The organism is Kolteria novifilia (assembly GCA_007748055.1).
GTDB classification, from domain to species: Bacteria; Planctomycetota; Planctomycetia; order Kolteriales; family Kolteriaceae; genus Kolteria; species Kolteria novifilia.
Genome location: CP036279.1, coordinates 2,165,124 through 2,186,489 on the forward strand (window position 1 = coordinate 2,165,124; position 21,366 = coordinate 2,186,489).

Genomic DNA, 21,366 nt, shown 5'->3' on the forward strand with positions numbered 1-21,366 from the left:
CAAAAACCTCGGACCGGCTTACGCCTCTTGGAAGAAGTCGCCGACGTCGCGGCCAAGGGCGCGGGAGATCCGGTACAGGGTTTCGACCGACGCGCTGTTCTTGCCGAGCTCGATCTGACTGAGGAAACCGACGGACAATCCGGTGCGTTCGGCCATCTCGGCGAGCGTGAGGTTGTGGCTCTTTCGCTCTTCGCGAATCTTCTCGCCGATGCGCCGCTGTAGCTCCGTCGCGGTGAGCCGCAGGAGTCCCTTGGCTTCGAGGGCTTTGTCGACCGAGGCGGCCAGATCGCCGATCTTGATCGGTTTGCTGAGGAAGTCCGCCGCCCGTTCGCGGAGACTGATGACCGCGGCGTCGAGCGAGGGGCGTCCCGTGATGACGATGACCGCGGCGTCCCGGTCGTACTGCTCGACGAGCTTCATCAGTGTTTGGCCGTCGACATCGTCGTTGTCGAGGTAGTAGTCGAGCAAGATGATGTGGTGATGGCGGGCCTTGAGCTTCTTTTCGAAGCTGGCGAGCGTGCTCGCGACGTCGACATCGAATCCGCGCTTGGCGAAGTACTTCTTGTAGGTCTCGACGTAGGTTGGCTCGTCGTCGACGGTCAGGAGCCGCAAGCCGTCGTAGATCTGCTCCTGATCGTCGCTCGAGGGATCAGGAGTCGTTACCTCGGAAGTCTTCATCGCACGGCCTTTTCGTTCACGGTGGAGACTGAGCGTATCCAGCTCCCCGCGTCATCTTCGGGTTTTTTCATTCGATCATTTGGCCGCGGGCGAGGCGGCCCCTTACCACGTCGAGTCTTCGCAAGACGTTCACGTTGATGCCGGGCGACGCGTTGCTGAGCCTAGAGCTGCGTCAAACGCTAAATTTCGGGTGTGAACCCACGATCGCTCTTCACTGGCTGACAAGCAGCCGGTAACACCCAAGAAATTGGATGGACCAGTGCACTAGTTCGCCGCGGCACCTTTCGGCGCCGTCTTCGCGGAAACCGTTCCCTTGGCGTTGGTCAGGTCGTAGCAAACGACGCTGTCTCGCAAGCGAACGTACAGCTTGCCGTCGGCCAGGGCCGGTGTCGAGCAGAGCAGGGGACCGGCTTTGACGACTTTGTTCTGAAAGATCGACTGGGCCTTCTCCGGGTCGACCCCCTCGCTACCGAGGCCCACGAGTTTGCGGATGACGTCCTCGCTGGCCAATCGACCCTCGGGCCCGACCCGGGCTTCGATGAGCGGCTCGAAGCGTTCGTCGCTCGCTTCAAAGATGAGGATGCCCTCCATCGCGTAAATGACTTTGTTGTCGCCGGCGAGCAGGGACGTGTAGCGCGGCTTGGCGTAGTCGAGCGTCGTGCGCCAGTGAGCCTTGCCTGTTTCGAGGTCGACGGCGGCGAGTCGCCGTTCCCCTTGGACGAAGACATTCTTGCCGACGATCACCGGGCTGCTCCCGGAGTCCGAAAGCCCTTGGTAGACCCAGGCCGGCTCGGCTTTGTCTTCCTGGAGCTTGAAGCAACGCAAGCCCTTCTTGCGGCTGCCGCCGTAGGTGATCATCATGTCGCCGCTGATGACGGGGGAGGACTGGTTGGCCATCGACTCGACCCGCCAGCACTCCCGTCCGGTCTTCGGTTCGACGCAGACGGTCTTGTCACCGCCGATATTCGCGATGATCCGCTTGCCCTTGGGGCCGTCCCAGAAGACGGGGCTCGAGTGGTACATCCGCGCGCTGTCGCCTTCGAGTTGCCAGAGAACCTTGCCGCTCTCGGCGTCGAGTCCGCAAAGGGTTCCGACTTGAGCGACGGCGACGCCGTCAACGACCGCAAAGGAGGACATGAAGAACTCGTCATGGAAGTCGCCGGGGATCGTCGTCTCCCAGACCAGATCGCCGCTCTTGGCGTCGAAGCAACGAGCCTTCCGCGCGGCGCTGGCGATGTAAACCTTCCCGTCGACGGCCGCCGGCGTTCCGGAATGGACGAAGCGCGTGTACGAGGAGGGACGGGTGTCTTTCCAGACGACCTTGCCCGTGGCCGCGTCGAGGCAGTGCAGGAACTCTTCGAAACGGTAGAAGCGCGTTCCCATTTCGAAGTCTTCCTTGCGCCGGTTGACTTCGTACTCCTTGTACTCCTCGGCGGTGAGGTGGCCGCGCTTGTCGGGAGGAAGCCAGGGGAATTTTCGCTTCGGCGGTTCCGTCTCCTCGAGCTTGATCCGCTGATGCGAGTAGAGATAGACCTTGCCGTCGGCGATGACGGGGCTACTCCAGCCACCTTCGAACCCGGAGGGGACATCGTCGTACTTCCAGGTCGGAAGCAATCCTTCTTTTGGCAGGCTTTCGATGAGTGGGGGGGAGGTCGGCGCGACGCCATCGCGGAGTGGACCACGCCATTGATTCCAGTCGGCGGCTTGCGATTCCCAGGAAAGACTGAGCGTTCCCAGAAGGGCAAGGGCGGCAAAAGTCGGTCTCATGGTTCCTCCTTGGTAGGTTGACCCATGATTCTAGCAAGATTGAGTCGTCGCGGGGTAGGGCTACCCTCGCTTATCTCGGGAACTTCTGGTCGATCTTCAACCAGAGCCTGGGCGATCCGAAACCAACTCTCCTCCCTTCGCCAACCAGACTCTCGCGCTGATCCCGCTAGCCTCCCGCGAAGGGCCTGCCGATTTGCTTCCGGGGAGAAACGGGCGACGCGATTCGCGAATTAGCGGTTTTCGCTGTTTCCACCGGTCTTCGTTCGTCAGGCTCCGTCGCCATCGGAGCTTGGAGGCGGCTCTTCGGAGGCTCATGAACGCGACTGGCACGGGACATGCTGATTGATCCTCCATGCATCGGCGGAACGCTCAACCAAGAGTCGAGAGCGCGAGACCGTCGAGGAGAGGAGCGAAATGATGAACTGGGATCAAATCAGAGGCAATTGGAAGCAGTTCCGAGGACAGGTCCGCCAGAAGTGGGGCAAGCTCACCGACGACGACATGGAGATGATTCGGGGCCGCCGGGAAGAACTCGCTGGCAAGCTTCAGAAGAAGTACGGCTACGCCAAGGACGAAGTCGAGCGGGAAATCAACGAGTTCGAACGCAGCCTCTAACAGGGCTCTCAACTGCATCGACGGCTTCGTGATGGAAGTCGTCGTATCGCCGTGGCGTCATGAGCGGTCCGTCGGAGACGCGATCTCCTGCCATCGTCCTTCGGCGGACTGCTCTTTCTCTCCCCGATCCAAACTCGAAATCGAGGTATGTGTCATGCTTGGATGGATCATCCTTATCGTCCTTATTCTTCTTCTCTTGGGAGCCGTGCCGACTTGGCCTCATAGCCGCGGTTGGGGATATGGCCCCTCCAGCGGGATCGGCGTCGTTCTCCTTGTCGTCCTGGTTCTCGTGTTGATGAAGGTCGTTTGAGACCCTCGGCGGACAACTTGGAGGGAAGCTCTTGGTGATCGAGAGGCGAACCCCGCGTGCCCACGGGGCGTGGGCTAGGCACTCAAGATGGATGATGGGGTGAGTCGGCTAGCGGGCGGCATGGCTCTTCTCGTACCACTGCCGCATGTCGGGATCGAAGGTGCGGGTCGTGGTCCGCAGGAGGACGAAGGCGCAGCCGGTCCAGAAGATCGAACTCGCGAGAAACGCGATGAGGTGAAAGGGCCGCGTTGCCGCGAAGTAGACCATCCCAGGGGGAAGGAGTCGGGCGATCGTGACGTAGCCGTTGGCCCCCAATCCCCAGGTGACAAGCGGCAGGACGACCGACATGCCAAATCCGATGGTGGTGCTCCCCGCGCTGCGAGCGAAGGCGCGGAAACCGACAGCGAACGAAAGCCCCACCATCGAGATTCCCGCGAGAATCGCACAGAAGGCTTGAGCCAATGGATACCGGCCCGCCGCGACCCCCGCGAACCAAAGCAGGCAGGCGGCGAAGAAGTAGCCGCGGCCGCGATGCCAGGAAGCGGCCCACGAGGCCCTGAGGTAGTCCGACGCGTCGAGCTTTGTGAGCAAGAGGAGCTCGAGCCGTTTGCAGCGATCGGGAATGCTGCTGTCCCAAAGCCCATATTGGTAGACCGCCGGCACCGAGGCGAGCAGCGCCAAGACGGTGGTCAAGCCAGCGACTCCCCCGGCCATTTCGAAGATCTGGAAGATGCGGGTTCCCAGCCAACTCGGCCACTGATCGCTCAGGGTGAGGTAGCTCGCGTAGAGAATCGAGACGCCGATCGATAGCCACAGATTGATTCGGCCGGGATATTGACTCACCCTTCGGACCGCCCACCAACTCAGCGGGTGCATGCCGATCTTGCCCCGCTTCGATGAACCGGCGCTTCGACGCGGTCGGTAGTGCTCGTCGAGGTAGTGGCCCTTCAGCCGAAAGGCGGTCCGAAGCACGAGGAGGACGAGGACCCCGGCGACGACGGTGTGGACGACGATGATGCGGTCGAACACGGTGGGGTCTTGGGCTCGCGCCAGTTCGTGGATCAGGGCGAACGGGTTGTTGGCGTTGAACCAGAGAAACCCGCCGATCACCCACTCGCCGACGCCGAAGGGGATGGCCGCGAGCCAACGCGAGGTGTACTCGCCCGCGAGTCCTCCCACGACTAGATAGACGAGCACCATCACCAGGGAAAAACGCTCTCCCCACGTCCTGACGATAACGGACTCGTAGGCCCACCACGTCAGCGCCAATCCGGTGAAGCATCCCCAAAGTAATGCGATCGCGACGAGGAGGGAGACTTCCAGGCCATCGAGCCATCCGAAGGCGACGGCGCCGGCGAGGAGGGGAAGGGCACTGGCGACGAGAAACGCGAGTTGGACCACCCCCACCAGTTGCTCGCCCAGCATAAGGGCGGGCGGATGAACGGGGCTGAGAAGCAGCGGTTCCAGCGATCGGCTCTTTGGCAACTGGGAGAGTCGCCAACCAAGGACGAGGGCTCCTTCGACGATGCCGGCGATCAGAAGGGTGTAGCCGAGACGTTCGACAAGGAAGCGGTCTTGTCCATGCCCGAAGAGGACCAGCACCGCGCCCACGGTGGCGATGTGGATCGCGACAAGTCGACGGAAGACCCGCTGGCGGTTCAGGGAGCGTCCGGCATGTTCGAAGATGGGAAGAATCATCCGGCGTCCGTGATGGTATTTCTCGTGTCGGTCGTGCTCGCCGGCAAGGGATCACGAGCGGGCCCGGGCATCTTTAGTGTAGCTTTCGCACGGTGGATTGGGATGATCGGGACAGATCCGACCCCGCCGGGGGGAAAGACGAACGAGTGTTCACGGGCACTGCTTCATGAGTTCCACTTGGCGTCGTCGGTCGATTCTCGCGGCGATCGTCGTTGTCGGAGTGGTCGATCGCTGGCCTGTCGTCGCGACCGAGCAAACGCACCTGGATGAGGAATACTCGATTCGGCAGCACGACACCGGGAGCCTTCGCGTCATGCTCTCGGAGTGGTACGGTCATCCCTTCATCAACGTGATCGGCTACGCCTCTTCGCGCCTTTTTTGGCCGATTGCGGGCGAATATGCCCTCTGGGCGGCCCGTTTTCCGAACTTTTTGGCCGGATTACTGACGATTCTCGTCGTTTTTCGACTCATTCATCGCCGTGTCGGCCCCGAAGCGGCCCTTTTCGGCGCCCTGATGATCGCGATCCTGCCCCAGCATGTCCTCTGGTCCGGTTCCATGAGGGGATACGCCCCGCTAATGCTCTTCGCGGTCCTCGCGAGCGACTATCTCTTCGTCGCGACCGAGTCGGGACGAGCCCGGGATTGGGTCGGATACAGCGCCGCGGCGACTTGTGAGATCTGGACTCATCCGGTCTCGGGCGTCTTGCTCATCGGCCACTTCGTCTATCTCGGGATCGTATCACTTTGGAATCGGAACCGACGACTTTTCGCTGGAGGCTTGATCGCGTTTAGCGTCGCTGGAATTCTTGGGGTCGCCTTCTGGGTGACGCCCCTGTTTCTGATCGACAACCAACTGGCCCAGTGGATCCGCGGCGACGGCAGCCCTCGGATGGAAGACTTCTTCTTCAACACCCTCTACTGGGCGGTTCGGAAGAATCTCTCGCCGCCGCTGTGTTGGCATGCCGAGTCATCCTATTTCGTCGCCCTCGTTGCCATTTGCGTCTTGGGGAGCTTGCGCGGCGCGATTCGCGACCGGCTCTACCAGATGGTCGTCGTCCTTTCAGTCGTTTCGTGGCTGGTGTTGGAGATCAACCCCCCGGGGCTGTTCGATCCACGCTACGTCTTGTTTCTCTTACCACTGCACGTGGTCTTCGTGGCGGTCTGTCTCGGCTATCTTCCTATTTTTCGCGGCGAGTACCGCTGCTCGCGACTCGGAGACGTCCTGTTCGGGACGCTCGGCGCGGTGGCTGCCGTTCAACTTCTCGCGATGGGGCTCGTCCCGTGGAGCGGGGGCGAAGGGCCCTCCCATGCGGTCGCGAGTTGGTTGATTCGGGGGATTCCCTGGTCGGCGATCGCCGGCATCTTTCTGGCATGCTGGTGGCCTGTCTCGAGTCGACGAATCGGGATGATGACGGTTCCCTTGGGGCTCGCGTTGCTGATGACGCTCTTGATGGCGTTAGATAAGCTTGCGACCACGGACACCGTGTACGCGGGGATCGGACTGCTGATTGTCGCGGAATTGATTCATTCACGCGATTTGTGGCCTTCGGTACTCAAGCGACGGTGCGTGTTGTAGATTCTTTCATGTCCGGGGGCCGGGCGAAACGCGTCGTCCTGGGCGTCGAGCATCGTGAGGGCGTTCGCTCCGGCTCGGTGACTCGGACGATGCGACGCGGATCTTGATCGTCTCTTTCCGATCAAGGGTGCAAGGATCAACCAAGGGCGTGGAGGGCGGACGGCCTCATCCGTCGCCGCCTCCTCGAGGAGCCGCAATGACCGAGTCAGATGAGAAGTGGACGCTGACGATCGTGATCCCCGCGTACAACGAGGAAGACGCGATCGGGTCGACGATCAGTCGATGCCTCGACGCCCGCGAGATGATCAAGCGGGAAGGGGGAGTCGATGAGGTGGAGATCATCGTCGTCAGCGACGGTTCGAGCGATCGCACCGTCGAGATCGCCAAGACCTTCTCCGACATCGGCGTGATCGTCTTTGAGCACAACCGCGGTTACGGGGCGGCCCTCAAGGAGGGATTCGCGCAGGGGAAAGGCAATTTGGTCAGTTTCCTCGATGCCGACGGGACCTGCGACCCGCGCGTCTTCGCCCAGCTCTGCCGAGCGGTGATCGACCAGGGGGGCGACATCGTCCTCGGGTCGCGGCTCGGTCCCGACACCAAGATGCCGGCGATTCGCAAGCTGGGGAATCGGATCTTCGCGGCCCTCCTGGGTTTTCTCTGCGGTCAATGGGTCACCGACACCGGCAGCGGCATGCGGGTGATGCGCCGATCCTCGCTCGAGCGACTCTACCCCCTTCCCGATGGGCTTCACTTCACGCCGTCGATGAGCACTCGCGCACTGATGAACGGTTTGAATGTCATCGAAGTGCCGATGCCCTACGAGGAGCGGATCGGTACGAGCAAGCTGAGCGTCATCCACGACGGATTGCGATTCCTGCGCGTCATCGTCGAAGGAGTGCTCTGCTACCGTCCCGAACGGCTGTTCCTATTCGGATTCACGTTTTGCGCGATCGTCAGTCTCCTCTTAGCGGCCTATCCCATTGAATACTACGTCAAGACGTGGCGCGTCGAGGACGGGATGATCTATCGCGTCCTGATCGGTTTCCTGTTCGCCTCGGTCGGTTTCCTTCAGCTCTGTGGGGCGGCGCTGGCCAACCGGATGTCGGCGCTGCGTCCCCTACGGCGCGAGGATCAGACTTTCTGGGCGTCGACCGTTTCCCTGATGTTCGAGGGAAAGGCTCTCGCGGCGCTCATCGGATTGGCGCTGGTGATCGCTCTCTGGCTTCTGGGGCCAGGCCTGTTCGAGTACTTGACGACCGGGAAGGTGTCTCCGACCAACCTTCACTGGTCGCGGCTGCTCGTTGGCATTTTCGCGATTCTCTCGGCGTTTCAGGCTCTGATCACCGGCGTCTTGCTCCGCGTTCTGGCGATCTGGCGGGTTCAGGAGGAACTTCGGGGACGGCGTGCCCATCCCGAAGTGGATCGTCGTCGATCCGACGATTCCTAAATCGCGCTTCTCGCGATTGTTGTCTGGATGGGATGAACTGGCGTCGCTTCGGGGCAAGTCAAGAGCGTGTCGAGGAGGAGAAACGGCCGCGATGGAATCGTCCACGGGAAGTGAGTCGTTCGACGAGTACGCCGACGACTACAACGCCGCGTTGGAGCAGGGGCTCTCCGTTTCGGGAGAATCGAAGGACTTTTTCGCCGCCGGGCGGGTCGCGTGGCTGGCGCGGTGCTTGCGGGGAGAGCGATACTCCGTCGCCCGGGTTGTCGACTTCGGGTGTGGAACCGGCTCGGCGACGCCGTTCCTTCTCGATCAACTCCAGGCCGAGCAACTCACTGGCATCGACGTCTCCGAGCGCTCGCTGGCGGTCGCTCGAGAGACGTACGGAGATCATCCCGCGGTCTTCGGCGGAAGCGGTGAGTTCCCCGCCGATGCCACGGCGGATCTCGTCTTCACCAACGGCGTTTTTCACCATATTCCGCCGGACGAACGACCGGCGGCTTTCCGCGATATTCACGCCCGCCTCAAAGATGGGGGGTACCTCGCGTTCTGGGAGAACAACCCATGGAATCCCGGTACTCGCTACGTGATGAGCAAGATCCCCTTCGATCGCGACGCGATCATGGTCTGGCCCCGGCAGGCTCGTCGACTCGCCGCGAGTGTCGGCTTGCAGGTGGTGCGGTTTGACTTCCAGTTCATTTTTCCGCGCGTTCTCGGTTTCCTGCGGCCGCTGGAACCGTGCTTCTCTCCTTTCCCGCTCGGCGCTCAGTACCAAATGCTCTGCATCAAACGAGGCTGATCATTCGGTGGGCACGCGGTCGATCCTGACGCTCTTCATGGTGCAATCCGCTTGGTATTGATGGTTGATTCTTGGGTTTCTGTGTTCTTCTCTCCTCTTTTTCGGTCGACGGTGAGTCGTTCTGCCGGGAATGGGTCGTGGGATGGAGATTGCCCAACGTGCGTCGAAAGTGAATGAAGAGGAGCATCCGAACGTGGAAACAATCACAGAGACCTGTCCGGTGAATGAGGGAGCCATGACCATGGGATTCGATCGCCCGCTTTGTGTGATCTCGGAAGGCAATCTCTGCTGCCACGCTGGATACCATCGAACTCAGCACCGATGCCCAAGTGGCGACGTTCATCAGACGCCGGAGGACTGTATCTTCTTGGTCCAGATCCCAGGGTATTCCGTCACGCCCGCCAAGCGAGAAGTGACGACCCACTAGACCCACCACCCGATCCACCCCGGCGAGAGTCGCTCTCTCCCGCCGGTGAACCCCGTCTCCTTCAATTCTCCAACGAGCACCGCTGCGTCTTGTCCATCGACCGATCGCTAGCCATATTGACCATGGTGCGAGCGATCAGATGGAAAGGACGAAAACCTGGTGAGCCATCTGGGATTGATGCAAGTGATGGCTTCGTGGGGCCTGTGGGTGAGCGCCGTGTCGCTCCTCCTTCTGTGTCCTCGAAAAAATCTTTCGCCTCTAGGGAAGGGCTGGCGGTCGTGGTCAGTCCGCCCCGTCGGGTCGTCGTTGCTCGTCGCGTTTACGGCGACGGGGATCTGTCTTAGCGTCGGGTTGGGGCATTGGCCCGCCCCGCGCGCTCACGATGAACATGCCTATCTGTTGCTTTCGGACACCTTCGCCCATGGTCGTCTGACCAACCCAACTCACCCCTTGCCCGCCGCGTTTGAGAGTCCTTACCTCATCTTCTCACCGACCTATTCCAGCAAGTATCCGCCCGCGTCGTCCCTCTTCATGGCGATCGGTCAGCGGCTGTTCGGGGTGCCGCTGGTGGGAGTGTGGCTCGGCTTCGCGCTGGCATCGTTGGCGACTCTTTGGATGCTGCGCGCATGGCTCCCGCCCCGCTGGGCGTTGGTGGGAGCTCTCTTGGCGACGGCGCATGTCCACATCGCCGCGGCGCCGATCTTCAGTTGGAGCAACACCTACTGGGGAGGCAGTATCGCGATGCTCGGGGGGGCACTCCTCTTCGGAGCGATGCGCCGCGTCATGCGTCGACCCAGCATCGTCGACTCGATGCTCCTTGGCGTCGGGCTCGTCCTCATGGCGAACACCCGCCCCTTCGAGGGGCTGATCGCCTCACTCTTCGCGGCGGCGGCGCTTTTGGCCTGGCTGATCGGGTCGAACCGGTTCTCTCTTGGGCGCGTTCTGCTCACGCTGGTCTTGCCGACTTGCGTGCCCCTCGTGGCCGGCGCACTCTTGATGGGCGTCTACAACCGCGCGGTAACCGGCTCGGCGCTGCGGATGCCCTACATGCATCACGAGGAGATTTACGGAGTCGCTCCCCTTTTTCTGTGGCAGTCGCCCAAGCCGGCCAAACAGATCGAGAACCCTCGACTGAGCGAGTATCAGAACTTCTGGGCGGTCAGACAGTACACTCGTCAGCAGACTCTCGAGGGTTATTGGGAAGGGTTCGAGCGGAAATGGAGTTGGATCTACCGCTTCTATCTCCCTCTCTTTTGGTTTTACCTCGTGCCGCTGATTCCCTTCACGTGGACCAATCGCTGGGCGCTCTTCGCCTCTTCGACGATCTTGCTAACGTTGGGAGTCGGTGCGTTGTGCACTTGGTTTCTCCCTCACTACGTGGCACCGTTGGTTCCGCTGTGGTTCTTTCTCGTCACGAGCCTCTTTCGCAAAGCCTATGTCGCGTTTCGCGAGTCGAAGCTTGGCCGAGCGGTGACGATCGGCGTGATTGTCCTCGTGATGATGACGCAGGCAATGGTTCTTCCCCTTGGCCCGGACAAACGCGATCGCTTCAATTGGGAACGCGAACGATGCCGGCGCTACTTCGAGTCCCAGCCCGGTCGCCATCTCGTGATTGTTCGCTACCGTCCGGGCGACGACATCGACGACGAATGGGTTTACAACGGAGCAGATCTCTTTGGCGACAAGGTCCTCTGGGCTCACGATCTGGGTAGGGAACCAAACGCCGAGTTGATGCGCTACTACTTCGACCGGACGACGTGGCTGGTTGTTCCTTCGGGGGACGACGGCCGACTCGAGGTGACCAAGGAGTACACACCATGGAAACCGACGTCGCTTCAATGAATGATCGGAGTGTTGTTTGACGCGTCTTGGCCCCATGGAAGTGATGATCGCTTGGGGACTTTGGGCCGGTCTACTGAGCCTCTTTGTCCTGGTCCCCCATCGACGGCTCTCCTCGCGGGGAAGGGCGACGCGGCGATTCCTCCTCCGTCCGGTTGGCGCCTCGCTGGTCGTCGCGCTGACGTCCCTCGGGGTATGTCTGACGATCGCGCTTGCTCGTTGGCCCGTTCCCAGAGTCCACGATGAGTTCTCGTATCTCCTCATGGCGGAAACGTTCGCCTCGGGGCGTCTGGTCAATCCTCCGTGTCCCTTTCCCGAACACTTCGAAAGTCCGCACATCCTCTTTCGCGGTTGCTACGCCTCGAAGTATCCACCCGCGGCCGGACTCTTTCTCGCCTTGGGGAGAGTGGCGACTGGGATGACGCTTGTGGGCGTTTGGATCGGGTATGTGATCGCGTCGCTCGCGTTGCTCTGGATGTTGTGGGCCTGGCTCCCTCCACGTTGGGCCCTTGTCGGGACGATGCTCTTCACGACGCATGCCAACCTCGCGGCCAATGGGATGTTCGGATGGTCGAATACCTACTGGGGAGGCGCTCCGGCGATGATCGGCGGTGCCCTCTTGTTCGGAGCTCTGCGACGGCTGCTAACGCGAGAGCGGTTGTTCGACAGTTTCGCGATGGGGGTCGGTGTCGCCTTGCTCGCGAACACGCGCCCGTTCGAGGGGTTTCTCGCGACCCTGGCGGCGATGGTACCGCTCGCGATCTCGATACATTCCGCGCCGCGACTCGCTTGGCGTCGATTGGCGAGGATCACCTTGCCGGCGGCGGCGGTGCTATTCGTCTGCGCGGGGGCCATGGGGATCTACCATCGCGCGGTGACCGGTTCGATGTGGAAGCTGCCCTACCAGGTGCACGAGGAGACCTACGGGGCGGCTCCCATCTTCGTCTTCCAAGGCACCGGTCCGATTCCCGACTATCCCAACCCGCGAATACGCGACTTCCATGTGAATTGGACGCTCGGAGCCTACCGCTCTCAGCGTACCTGGAAGGGCTATACGGAAGTGCTGTGCAACAAGCTCTCGTGGGCGGGACGCTACTACTTCCCCTCCGGCTGGCTCCTGGCGTTGCTCCTTTCTCCGTTGGGGATGACGACGCGTTGGGGACGCTTCGCCGGTGTTGTCATCGCCGGGATCTTGGCGATCTGTTTGCAGTGCATCTACCTGTTTGCACACTACTTCGCCCCGGTGGTGGGACTGTTGGCGTTTCTGGTCGCCCTTTCGTTGCGGCGACTATTTCTGCTTCGCACGGGCGAGCACTCGTGGAGAAAAACGGCGGTTCTGCTACTCTTTCTCATGACGCTGAGTCCCTGTCTCGAACTTGCGAACGGGCTGAGCGCACCAGGGGACTGGGTCTCGGCGCGGATGGGGCTGCGCAAGCGACTCTCGGGCCTGTCGGGGAAGCATCTCGTTCTGGTTCGCTATCCGCCGGACTATCCGCTCAACGACGAGTGGGTCTACAACGGTGCCGACCTCGAGGGTGCGAAGGTCCTGTGGGCACACGATCTCGGTCCCGAGCGCAATGCCGACCTGATGCGCCACTTTGCCGATCGTGCGGTTTGGATCGTCATCCCCGCGAAGGATGACGAGCCCCCAACCGTCATCCGCCATGACCGACCATCCTCACGAGCCGACTAAAAGCGGTTCAAGGTGGTCGCGCGAGCCGAAGCGAATTGCCTGGTGGCGGGAGCTGGTATAATAGGTCGGGAGGATGATACCTCCCCACCGACAGGCCTCCGCTTTGCGGGCTGTGCCGCTCGAGTACCACGTGCCGACCCATTCGAGCGGCCCTCCTTGGAACGAAAAGTGATGAACGTTTCGATGGGTTGTTGACGATGAGAGAGCACAGAAAGTACGACTGGCTGGAAGAAGAATCACCTCGCGACGGACGGGTGCCGAACGGGTCACCCGATCGATATCGACTCATTAAGTTGTTGGCCCTTCTCGCGATACTCGCGGTGGGCGTTCAGGTCGGTCGGATCGTCGAGTCCCGGCGGGCCGATGTTCGCGATCCCAACGCGGTTCCTCGTCTCGTCGCCGAGCGGGGTGAGCTAGATGATGACGAAGCCGAGGCGATCGCGCTCTTTCGCGAGGCGGCTCCGTCGGTCGTCTACGTGACGACGATGTCCCATCGCGTCTCGCCGCTGAACATGAACGCGACCGAGATTCCCAACGGGACCGGGAGCGGCTTCGTCTGGGATGCCAACGGTTTTCTCGTCACGAACTACCACGTGATCGAGTCGGCGGCGCGCGGCGACGACAGCGTCAGGGTCACCCTCGAGGATGGATCGACTCACGATGCCTCCATTGTCGGGGTGGCCGAGCATCATGACCTGGCGGTCCTGCATATCGATGTTGAGGACAGAGAGCTCCGGCCGTTGCCGATCGGATCCTCCGACGAACTCGAGGTTGGCCAGCACGTCTACGCGATTGGCAACCCATTCGGTCTCGACCAAACGCTCACGACCGGGGTGGTCAGCGGCTTGGGACGAGAGATCCGATCGCAAACGGGACGCAAGATCCGTTCCGTGATTCAAACCGACGCGGCGATCAACCCTGGCAACTCGGGCGGTCCGCTGCTCGACAGTTCGGGTCGTCTCATCGGGATCAACACCGCGATCCTGAGTCCCTCCGGCGCCTACTCCGGCGTCGGCTTCGCCGTGCCCGTTCAGATGATCAACAAAGTCGTTCCGCAACTGGTCAAGCATGGACGCGTCATCCGGCCGGTGATCGGCATCCAGGTCGCGACCGACGCCATCGCGCGTCGCGTCGGGATCGCGGCGGGTGTTCTCATCGTCAACGTGGAGCCGGGCAGCGCCGCTGAAAAGGCGGGGTTCGAGCCGACGCAGTATTTGAGGAGTGGCAAGATCCGTCTGGGCGACATCATCGTGGCGATCGAGGACAAGCAGATCGGAACGAACGATGACCTCTTCGAGATCCTCGACCAATACAAGGTGGGGGATGAAGTGACGATCGTCGTGGAACGCGGCGACATACGACTCCCGCTCCGCGTCTCCTTGCAGGACGAAGGCGACCTGCGAGACTGATCGCATCGCCATCGAACGTGCTACACCAGAATGTCCTTGATGATGTGGCCGTGCACGTCGGTCAGACGCATGTCGCGGCCACCGAAGCGGAACGTCAGCTTCTCGTGATTGATGCCGAGAAGGTGCAGCATCGTCGCGTGCAGATCATGGATCTCGACGCGGTTCTCGATCGCTTTGTAACCGAACTCGTCGGTTTGCCCGTAGATCGTTCCGCCTTTGATCCCACCTCCCGCGAGCCAGATCGAGAAACCGAACGGGTTGTGATCGCGACCGTTGCTTCCCTGAGCGAAGGGCGTTCGTCCGAATTCGCCGCCCCAGACGACGAGTGTCTGGTCGAACAAGCCGCGAGCCTTGAGATCCTTGAGTAGCCCCGCGATCGGTTGGTCGACGGTGCGGGCGTTGAGGTCGTGGCCTTCCTTGAGTTTGCTGTGTTGATCCCAGCGGTCGGCACGGACGGCGGGACAGGTCAACTCGATGAAGCGAACCCCACGCTCGACCAGGCGGCGGGCGATCAGACACTGCATCGCGAAGGTGCGCGTCGTTGGTAGCTCGGCATCCAACCCGTAGAGGCTCTTTGTGGCATCGCTTTCGCCGGAGAACTCCATCAGGTCCGGAACCGCGGTCTGCATGCGCGCGGCCATCTCGTGGTTCTGGATCGCCGACTCCAGGGCGTCGACCTGGCCATACCGCTCAAGGACCCCTCCGTCGAGTTTTCGCATGAGATCGAGCTTCGCGTTCTGACGCGCGACGTTCTTCTCGCGGCGCTGGATGTTGGCAACCGGCGGATTGGAAGGGCGGAAGAGCGATCCTTGGTAGGCCGCGGGAAGGAACCCGCTGCCGAAGTTCTCGAGCCCACCCGGAGGAATCAGCCCGCCATTGAGCACAATGAAGCCGGGCAGGTTCTTGCTCTCGCTGCCGAGTCCATAGCCGACCCACGCGCCCATGCTGGGACGTCCCTGAACGCCCAGCCCGCTGTGAAGGAAGTAGTTCGCCGAGGTGTGTTCGGAAAAGGGGGCCACCATCGAGCGAATGACCGCGAGGTCGTCGACCGATTGGGCGACGAGGGGAAAGAGGTCGCTGACCGGGATACCGCTTTCGCCGTACCGGTTGAACTTCCAGGGAGAGGCCATCGTCGTGCCGATGTTGTTGAACTGCGTCGGCTCGATCTTGGAGGCGAAGGGTTTGCCGTGTTCCTTGGTTAGCAGCGGTTTCGGGTCGAACGTGTCGACCTGCGATGGTCCACCGTCCATGTAGAGGAAGATGATGTTGCGGACCTTCGGGGCGTAGTGCGGAGCCTTGACGAGCGGGCCGGTCGAGGCCGCGTCGGACTCCTCCCCCAAGAGGGCCGCCAATGCGACCGCGCCGAAACCGCTCGCCGCGGATCGCAGTACTTCCCGCCGACTCCACCGCGTCCCAAAGTCTCGATGACAACGTTTCATGAGATGTCGTTCCGTCCGAAGGCGATCAGTTGATGAAGATGAATTCTTTCACGTTGAACAGCACGTGGCAGAGGTCCGCCCACGCCTGCTTGTTCGTCCCTTCGTCATTTGGGTTCTCGGCGTGTTGTTCAAGAAATGAGAGTGCCGCGCGAGTTTCCTTGTCGCTTGGGGGACGGGAAAAGGCGGACTGGTAAAGTCGCTCGACGCGTTGCTTCGGGGAACGATCCGGGGTGGCCAGAACCCGCTCCGCCCATAGGGAGGCTTGTTCGCTGACGAAGGGATCGTTCATCAAGGTGAGAGCCTGGGCGGGGACGTTCGAGACCGTTCGCCGACCGACCGTCGTGTAGGGAATCGGCATGTCGAAGACGGTGAGCATGGGGGGCAGGAAGTTCCGGCGAATCCTCGTGTAGATGCTGCGCCTTCCATTCCCGTCGAGGGGCCCCGACGTTCTGGGACGCCCGCGACCCTGCATGAACGGGGTCAGGTGGACTTCGACACTCGGACCGAAGAGGGTTGGATCGAGCCGGCCGGAGACCGTGAGGATCGCGTCGCGAATCGCTTCCGCTTCTAGCCGCCGAATGGGCATGCGGTGCAGCAGGTCGTTCTTGGGATCGAGTTCCTCGGCACGCCCGTCCGACGGACGGCTCGCCATCTGGTACGTGTTCGAGAGGACAATGTGACGGATTGCTTGCTTCAGCGACCAGTCCTCGGCGATCAATCGTTTCGCCAGGAAGTCGAGCATCCGGGGGTGGGAGGGCCGACTTCCCAGAACGCCGAGGTTGTCGACGGAGGGGACGAGGCCGCGTCCGGTGAGGTGGGCCCAAAGTCGATTGACGATCACGCGGGCCACCAGCGGGTTCGCCGGATCGACGATACGATGGGCCAGCTCGAGTCGCCCGCTGCCGCCGGCGATGTTCGGTTGCCCGATCTCCTCGAGAGCCTCGAGAAAGCGGCGTGGGGCGACGTCGCCAACGGTCTTGTGATTGCCGCGGATGAGGACATATTCTTCGACCCCGTTGCCGTCCATCATCGCCGGGGCGGTGTGCGATTCGGGTCGGAGGCGATCCGCTAGCGCCGAGGTCTTCTGAAAGTAAAACTTCGACGCCTCTCTAGCCGAGTCCCGTCCATCTGACGTCGACACCAGTTCCGGATGTCGCACCAGCCAGTCGGCAAGAGCCGACCAGTCCGAGGTTCGAGTTGTCTGGTTCGCGAACCCGCTCGCGAAGTGCTGGGCCGCATTGCGCATCGTGCGTCGGTAGGCACGCGCCAAGGAGGTCGGCGGGTTCCCCAGCGACTGTTCGACGATCTCTCCGATGAGGGAGTTGGTGGAGAACTCGGCGGGTGGCGGCTGGTCTCCCTCTCGGACCATCGCGACCGCGAACTCGGAACTGTCATCGGCGGGCGAGAATTCCAGATGGATGCCGTGACCGATGTAGGGTGTCAGGTCGTGCTCGATCCAACGAAAGGTCGGGCCGGCCTTGACGGTCTTGATGACACGCCCGTGCAAAGGGCCTTGGACCATGCGGTGGGAGTCGACGACCGCGAAGACGACCCCATCGCCTCGGACGCGGTAGTGGAGTCGCCCCTCCTGAAGTTTGAAGGTAGGTGTTCGCAGCGTTCGCCCCGCCTGAACCCACGACCCCGGTTTGCCCGATTCGCGTTCGGTTCCCTTGGCGAGCCGAAGGCGTTTCCAGAACGGATCGTAGACGGCGGCTCCCTCAGCGTGGACTTCTTGGAACGGCCACGAGGGATCTTCACCGACGCGGCTCTCTCCGACCCGTCGCGGTCGGCCGCCGAAGCTGTATCCCTCTTCGAGCCAGTCGGCCTTGTCGGGGGCGGCGTAGTCGACGATGGAACGGGAGCGATCGAGCCATTGTTGCGATTGGTTGGTTGCGTGTTCGATCCGAGCGACGAACTTTTCCAGGCGTCGCTTCGCGTCGGCGGGCGTGTGATGGGCCAGCAGCGACCAGGCGTGAAATGGATCGCTTGGATCCTTCTTCGCGTGGCGGAGGTGCGCGACCCATTGGTTGATGAGTGAGGGATCGAGCCCGGCCTCGGAGCCACCTTCGAGACCGGCATCATCGGCTGATGGACGAATCCGCCGCCGAGCGGCCAACAGGTAGTCCGCGAGGCGATCGAGTTGCGGGGCGGCTGCCTTGGTGATGGCATTGGCGAGCGGGCGTTCGGACTGCTCGCGAAGGGCCGCCAACTCCTCGGCAAGTTGCCGATGGTGATCCATCGTTTCAAAGCGGACCTGCCGGTAGCTCGAACTCTGCAGGAAGCCCGCCAAGGAGTAGTAGTCCTCCGCCGAAATGGCGTCGAACTTGTGGTCGTGGCAGCGAGCGCACGCGACGGTCATGCCGAGGAAGGTCTTCGACATCACGTCGATCATGTTGTCGAAGCGGTCGGTCTCGTCCTGACGAATGTCGACCGGCGAGTGGACCCATTCGCCGAGAAACCAGAAACCGGTCCCAAGGATCGACTCGTTGAACCCTCGGGTGGGGTTTCGTCGCGGCCGTTCCAACAGGTCGCCCGCGATGTGTTCCTTGACAAACTGGTCGTAGGGCACATCCGCGTTGAAGGCCCGGATGACGTAGTCGCGGTACTGGTAGGCGTTGGCGACGGGGTGATCCCACTCGTGCCCACGTGTCTCGGCGTAGCGAACGAGATCGAGCCAGTGGCGTCCCCAGCGCTCACCGAAGTGAGGTGAGCTCAACAGACGCTCGACGAGCTTGGCGTAAGCATCCGGATCCGGATCGGAGTCGAAGGCCTTGACGTCCTCCGAAGTCGGGGGCAAGCCAATGAGGTCGAAACTCAGCCGTCGGATGAGGGTGCGACGGTCGGCTCGCGGGGCGGGTTCGAGACCCGCGTCCTCGAGTCGCTGGAGAACGAACGCGTCAAGGTCGTCGCGAATCCAGTCCGTGTCCTTGGTCTTCGGAAGCGCTGGCAACGAAGGCGTGGACCACGCCCAGTGCGCCGCTTTGCGGGTCGCGACGTCGAACTCTTCCTTGGCGATCTTCTCGTTGGAACCTTTTTCCTCGGGCCAGGGAGCCCCCATCTCCACCCAGCGGGTCAGGTCGGCGATGGCCGAGGCGGGAAGTTTTCCCTTCGGCGGCATGTCGAGGAAGTCGCCGTCATAGCGAATCGCGAGGATCAGGTTGCTCTCCTCGGGCTTGCCGGGAACGATGGCCGGGCCGCAGTCGCCGCCTCGCAGGTGTCCCGATCGGCGGTCGAGGTAAAGACTCGCTTGCAGGGGATTGGCACTGGCGGCGTGGCACGAGTAGCAGTGCTCGGCGAGGACTGGGCGGATCTTGTTCTCGAAGAACTCGAGTTGTTGGGCTGTCGGCTTCGCGCTTTCGGCCTCGGCCGTCATGGTGGCGAGAACGAGGACGAATGGGACCGCGTCGAACATGCTGTAGCACCCCTTCGTGCAGGGAGTCGGAAGGCGGGTGGGCAAGGCAGGGCGGGGACGGGGTGAGTCCCAGTCGGAGTCCTCCCATCCGAAAGTCAGCCATGGAACTCGTGATGGCCGTTCCCGGAAAGGATCTGGCCACGAGAGCGCCGCAACTGGTCAGCACCTTGGTTTATTCTAACGTCATTGAGGAAGCCCGACTATTCGATTGTGGTCGCGATCGACTGCGAAATGCGTTGGAAACACGCATCAGTTAAGCCTATTTGACACCTTCCCCCAAGCCCCCTTAGACTCCAGCAACGGATACCTCTTCCCGTCGGTGTGGTGAACATGGGGCAGCCTCGCGTCGCGCTGTTGATCGAGTCCTCGCGAGAATATGGCCGAGCCCTCCTCGCGGGGATCACTCGCTTCATGCGCGAGCGGAGTCCCGGTTGGATCAGCTTCTTTCGCGATCGTGGCATTCACGAGGACTTCCCGGACTGGATTCAGGACTGGGATGGCGAGGGGATCATCGCTCGCATCGAGACGCCGACGATGAGGGAGGTGCTGCTTCGCCAAACAATCCCGGTCATCGATGTGCGATGCCGCTATCCTCTCGACCTGCCGCAGATCGATACCGATGATCGCGAGGTGGCACGGCTCGCCGTCGAGCATCTCGTCGAGCGTGGTTTTCGTCACTTCGCCTTCGCGGGCGTCAAGGGGGCGAACTGGTCCGACACGCGGGAGCGGAACTTTCGTCAGCTTCTCGAGGAGCGAGGTTTCTCCTGCCTGACAGTGCCCAGCGAGGAGCCGCCTCCGTTGGTGGTTCGGGAGTCATACGGCAACCGCGTCCATGAGGAGCTGGTCGCTTGGGTGCGGACGTTGCCTCATTCGACGGGGATCCTCGCGGCCAACGACCTTCGGGGGCAACAACTGATCAACGCCTGCCGCGACGCGGGCCTTCGCGTGCCGCGCGAGGTCGCGATTCTGGGCGTTGACAACGATCCGCTCATCTGCGACTTGACGGAACCGCCCTTGTCGAGTGTCGCGTGCGACGCCGAAGCGATCGGCTTTCAAGCCGCGGAACTCTTGGACCGGCTGATGCGCGGGGCGAAGGCGCCGCGCCAGCTCCGTTTGGTTTCGCCTCGGGGCGTGGTGGTGAGGCGTTCGACCGACATCTTCGCCATCGAGGATCTTGGCGTTGCTCGCGCGATTCGGCTCATCCACGATCATGCCTGTGAAGGGATCAACGCGAGTGACGTCGTTCGGGAAGTGGGAGAGAGTCGCCAAGCCCTCACCGAGCGATTTCGGCGCGTCGTGGGACACTCGCTCAAGGACGAGATCGTGCGAGTCCGGTTGGAGCGGGTCCAGCGGCTACTGATCGAAACCGACGCGAGCCTGCAAACGATCGCGCGACAGACGGGGTTCTCCAGCGGCGAGTACATGGGGACCGCTTTCAAGCGTCGCTATTGCGAGACGCCCGGGGAGTGCCGTCAACGGACGAGGGAAGAGGGAACGTGAGGGCGATCGTCGTTCATTGCCGAGCGTCGGTTGGAGGAATTTAGCGATTGCTCCGTTCCAACGGAATGTGCGAATTGGTGGAGCCCCAACCCTTCGGCACTGGCCGACAAGCAGCCAGCGGTACCCCGAGGCTGAGTCGGAGACTGGTTCTCGCCAGATGGGAGAGGTTGGCGGTGACCGACATGGTGGCACGCTTGCCCACCATCCGAGCGCGAAACTCGGGGGGCGTGGGGGAGGTTGATGTCACGTGGCAATCATTTTCGCGGCGCGACTGACTAAGCGGCCCGCTTGAGTTCGCGAATGGCTTGCGCGTCCCCCGAGTTGACCGCGATGGCTCGACGGCGCGCTTGTGCCTGGAGCTTGTACAGCTCGGCGAGCTTGAATTGTCCGTTGGCGATGGCTTGGTCGGCGAGCATCTCGCGTCGTTCGGCGTCTTGCTGCCATTGCCAGATCAAGTAGTCCTTGGACATGGTGATCCTTTCGTTACCGCCACGGGGCGGATGACCCGCGTCATCGTCTAAAGTGCGTCAAGCCACCCGTCGCGTTTGCGATACGAAGGCCGGCACGGCGATCGGCCGGATCTCGGTTTCCCCGTAGATCGCGACAATGTCGCCAAAGTCGATCGCGTATTCCCACTCCTCGCCAGGAAAGATACTTGGCATCGAGCGAACGACGACGCCGCTCTTGCGTTTGATGCGGACGCGCGTCCCGTTGGGAAGTCGAGGATGGCTCATGGTTCACGCTACCTGTGGTCGGCCTC

At 62.0% G+C, this 21,366-nt stretch carries 16 protein-coding genes; 9 read left to right on the plus strand and 7 right to left on the minus strand.

The window, feature by feature from the left end; all coding sequences use genetic code 11:
• Positions 1-18: 18 nt before the first annotated feature.
• Together Pan216_RS07985 and Pan216_RS07990 are read right to left on the minus strand one after the other, a co-directional pair.
• A complete protein-coding gene (locus tag Pan216_RS07985) occupies positions 19-678 on the minus strand; it encodes a response regulator (RefSeq protein WP_145257246.1) in 660 nt (219 codons plus the stop codon).
• 264 nt (positions 679-942) lie between these two features.
• The gene (locus Pan216_RS07990) at positions 943-2,445 is read right to left on the minus strand and encodes an outer membrane protein assembly factor BamB family protein (RefSeq protein ID WP_145257249.1); all 1,503 of its coding nucleotides are present in this window, start codon (positions 2,443-2,445) and stop codon (positions 943-945) included.
• 417 nt (positions 2,446-2,862) lie between these two features.
• On the opposite strand from Pan216_RS07990, the gene Pan216_RS07995 reads away from it, so the two are divergent.
• Together Pan216_RS07995 and Pan216_RS08000 are read left to right on the plus strand one after the other, a co-directional pair.
• The gene (locus tag Pan216_RS07995) at positions 2,863-3,060 is read left to right on the plus strand and encodes a CsbD family protein (RefSeq protein ID WP_145263764.1); all 198 of its coding nucleotides are present in this window, start codon (positions 2,863-2,865) and stop codon (positions 3,058-3,060) included.
• A 154-nt stretch (positions 3,061-3,214) separates the two neighbouring features.
• Entirely contained in the window at positions 3,215-3,370 is a 156-nt protein-coding gene (locus tag Pan216_RS08000) for a DUF3309 family protein (RefSeq protein WP_145257252.1), read from the plus strand.
• A gap of 108 nt (positions 3,371-3,478) precedes the next feature.
• On the opposite strand, the gene Pan216_RS08005 is transcribed toward Pan216_RS08000, so the two are convergent.
• Positions 3,479-5,068, minus strand: coding sequence for a hypothetical protein (locus Pan216_RS08005; protein WP_145257256.1), 1,590 nt, complete (start codon positions 5,066-5,068; stop codon positions 3,479-3,481).
• 166 nt (positions 5,069-5,234) lie between these two features.
• On the opposite strand from Pan216_RS08005, the gene Pan216_RS08010 reads away from it, so the two are divergent.
• From Pan216_RS08010 to Pan216_RS08035, 6 genes are all read left to right on the plus strand, one after another.
• The gene (locus Pan216_RS08010; RefSeq protein ID WP_145257259.1) at positions 5,235-6,644 is read left to right on the plus strand and encodes a glycosyltransferase family 39 protein; all 1,410 of its coding nucleotides are present in this window, start codon (positions 5,235-5,237) and stop codon (positions 6,642-6,644) included.
• Between the two features lie 196 nt (positions 6,645-6,840).
• The gene (locus tag Pan216_RS08015) at positions 6,841-8,091 is read left to right on the plus strand and encodes a glycosyltransferase family 2 protein (protein WP_145257262.1); all 1,251 of its coding nucleotides are present in this window, start codon (positions 6,841-6,843) and stop codon (positions 8,089-8,091) included.
• 91 nt (positions 8,092-8,182) lie between these two features.
• The gene (locus Pan216_RS08020; protein WP_145257265.1) at positions 8,183-8,887 is read left to right on the plus strand and encodes a class I SAM-dependent methyltransferase; all 705 of its coding nucleotides are present in this window, start codon (positions 8,183-8,185) and stop codon (positions 8,885-8,887) included.
• Between the two features lie 733 nt (positions 8,888-9,620).
• A complete protein-coding gene (locus tag Pan216_RS08025) occupies positions 9,621-11,156 on the plus strand; it encodes a hypothetical protein (RefSeq protein WP_145257267.1) in 1,536 nt (511 codons plus the stop codon).
• 16 nt (positions 11,157-11,172) lie between these two features.
• Positions 11,173-12,846 carry a hypothetical protein gene (locus Pan216_RS08030; protein WP_145257270.1) on the plus strand — a complete coding sequence of 558 codons (1,674 nt, stop codon included), beginning with the start codon at positions 11,173-11,175 and terminating at the stop codon, positions 12,844-12,846.
• A 197-nt stretch (positions 12,847-13,043) separates the two neighbouring features.
• The gene (locus Pan216_RS08035) at positions 13,044-14,255 is read left to right on the plus strand and encodes a S1C family serine protease (RefSeq protein ID WP_145257273.1); all 1,212 of its coding nucleotides are present in this window, start codon (positions 13,044-13,046) and stop codon (positions 14,253-14,255) included.
• Between the two features lie 20 nt (positions 14,256-14,275).
• On the opposite strand, the gene Pan216_RS08040 is transcribed toward Pan216_RS08035, so the two are convergent.
• Both Pan216_RS08040 and Pan216_RS08045 read right to left on the minus strand, forming a co-directional pair.
• Entirely contained in the window at positions 14,276-15,694 is a 1,419-nt protein-coding gene (locus Pan216_RS08040; RefSeq protein WP_145257276.1) for a DUF1501 domain-containing protein, read from the minus strand.
• A 25-nt stretch (positions 15,695-15,719) separates the two neighbouring features.
• Positions 15,720-19,106, minus strand: a complete 3,387-nt coding sequence (locus Pan216_RS08045) for a PSD1 and planctomycete cytochrome C domain-containing protein (RefSeq protein ID WP_419193393.1) — start codon at positions 19,104-19,106, stop codon at positions 15,720-15,722.
• 330 nt (positions 19,107-19,436) lie between these two features.
• Between Pan216_RS08045 and Pan216_RS08050 the strand changes: the two genes are divergently transcribed.
• Entirely contained in the window at positions 19,437-20,606 is a 1,170-nt protein-coding gene (locus tag Pan216_RS08050; RefSeq protein WP_145257279.1) for an AraC family transcriptional regulator, read from the plus strand.
• 275 nt (positions 20,607-20,881) lie between these two features.
• Here Pan216_RS08050 and Pan216_RS08055 read toward each other — a convergent pair whose 3' ends face one another.
• Both Pan216_RS08055 and Pan216_RS08060 read right to left on the minus strand, forming a co-directional pair.
• Positions 20,882-21,076, minus strand: coding sequence for a hypothetical protein (locus tag Pan216_RS08055; protein WP_145257282.1), 195 nt, complete (start codon positions 21,074-21,076; stop codon positions 20,882-20,884).
• A gap of 57 nt (positions 21,077-21,133) precedes the next feature.
• A complete protein-coding gene (locus Pan216_RS08060; RefSeq protein ID WP_145257285.1) occupies positions 21,134-21,340 on the minus strand; it encodes a hypothetical protein in 207 nt (68 codons plus the stop codon).
• Positions 21,341-21,366: the final 26 nt, after the last annotated feature.

Bases quoted from the DNA above. Each gene is read 5' to 3' on its own strand.
- Pan216_RS07985 (WP_145257246.1), bottom strand. From the start codon at position 678: ATGAAGACTTCCGAGGTAACGACTCCTGATCCCTCGAGCGACGATCAG.
- Pan216_RS07990 (WP_145257249.1), bottom strand. From the start codon at position 2,445: ATGAGACCGACTTTTGCCGCCCTTGCCCTTCTGGGAACGCTCAGTCTT.
- Pan216_RS07995 (WP_145263764.1), top strand. From the start codon at position 2,863: ATGAACTGGGATCAAATCAGAGGCAATTGGAAGCAGTTCCGAGGACAG.
- Pan216_RS08000 (WP_145257252.1), top strand. From the start codon at position 3,215: ATGCTTGGATGGATCATCCTTATCGTCCTTATTCTTCTTCTCTTGGGA.
- Pan216_RS08005 (WP_145257256.1), bottom strand. From the start codon at position 5,068: ATGATTCTTCCCATCTTCGAACATGCCGGACGCTCCCTGAACCGCCAG.
- Pan216_RS08010 (WP_145257259.1), top strand. From the start codon at position 5,235: ATGAGTTCCACTTGGCGTCGTCGGTCGATTCTCGCGGCGATCGTCGTT.
- Pan216_RS08015 (WP_145257262.1), top strand. From the start codon at position 6,841: ATGACCGAGTCAGATGAGAAGTGGACGCTGACGATCGTGATCCCCGCG.
- Pan216_RS08020 (WP_145257265.1), top strand. From the start codon at position 8,183: ATGGAATCGTCCACGGGAAGTGAGTCGTTCGACGAGTACGCCGACGAC.
- Pan216_RS08035 (WP_145257273.1), top strand. From the start codon at position 13,044: ATGAGAGAGCACAGAAAGTACGACTGGCTGGAAGAAGAATCACCTCGC.
- Pan216_RS08040 (WP_145257276.1), bottom strand. From the start codon at position 15,694: ATGAAACGTTGTCATCGAGACTTTGGGACGCGGTGGAGTCGGCGGGAA.
- Pan216_RS08045 (WP_419193393.1), bottom strand. From the start codon at position 19,106: ATGTTCGACGCGGTCCCATTCGTCCTCGTTCTCGCCACCATGACGGCC.
- Pan216_RS08050 (WP_145257279.1), top strand. From the start codon at position 19,437: ATGGGGCAGCCTCGCGTCGCGCTGTTGATCGAGTCCTCGCGAGAATAT.
- Pan216_RS08055 (WP_145257282.1), bottom strand. From the start codon at position 21,076: ATGTCCAAGGACTACTTGATCTGGCAATGGCAGCAAGACGCCGAACGA.
- Pan216_RS08060 (WP_145257285.1), bottom strand. From the start codon at position 21,340: ATGAGCCATCCTCGACTTCCCAACGGGACGCGCGTCCGCATCAAACGC.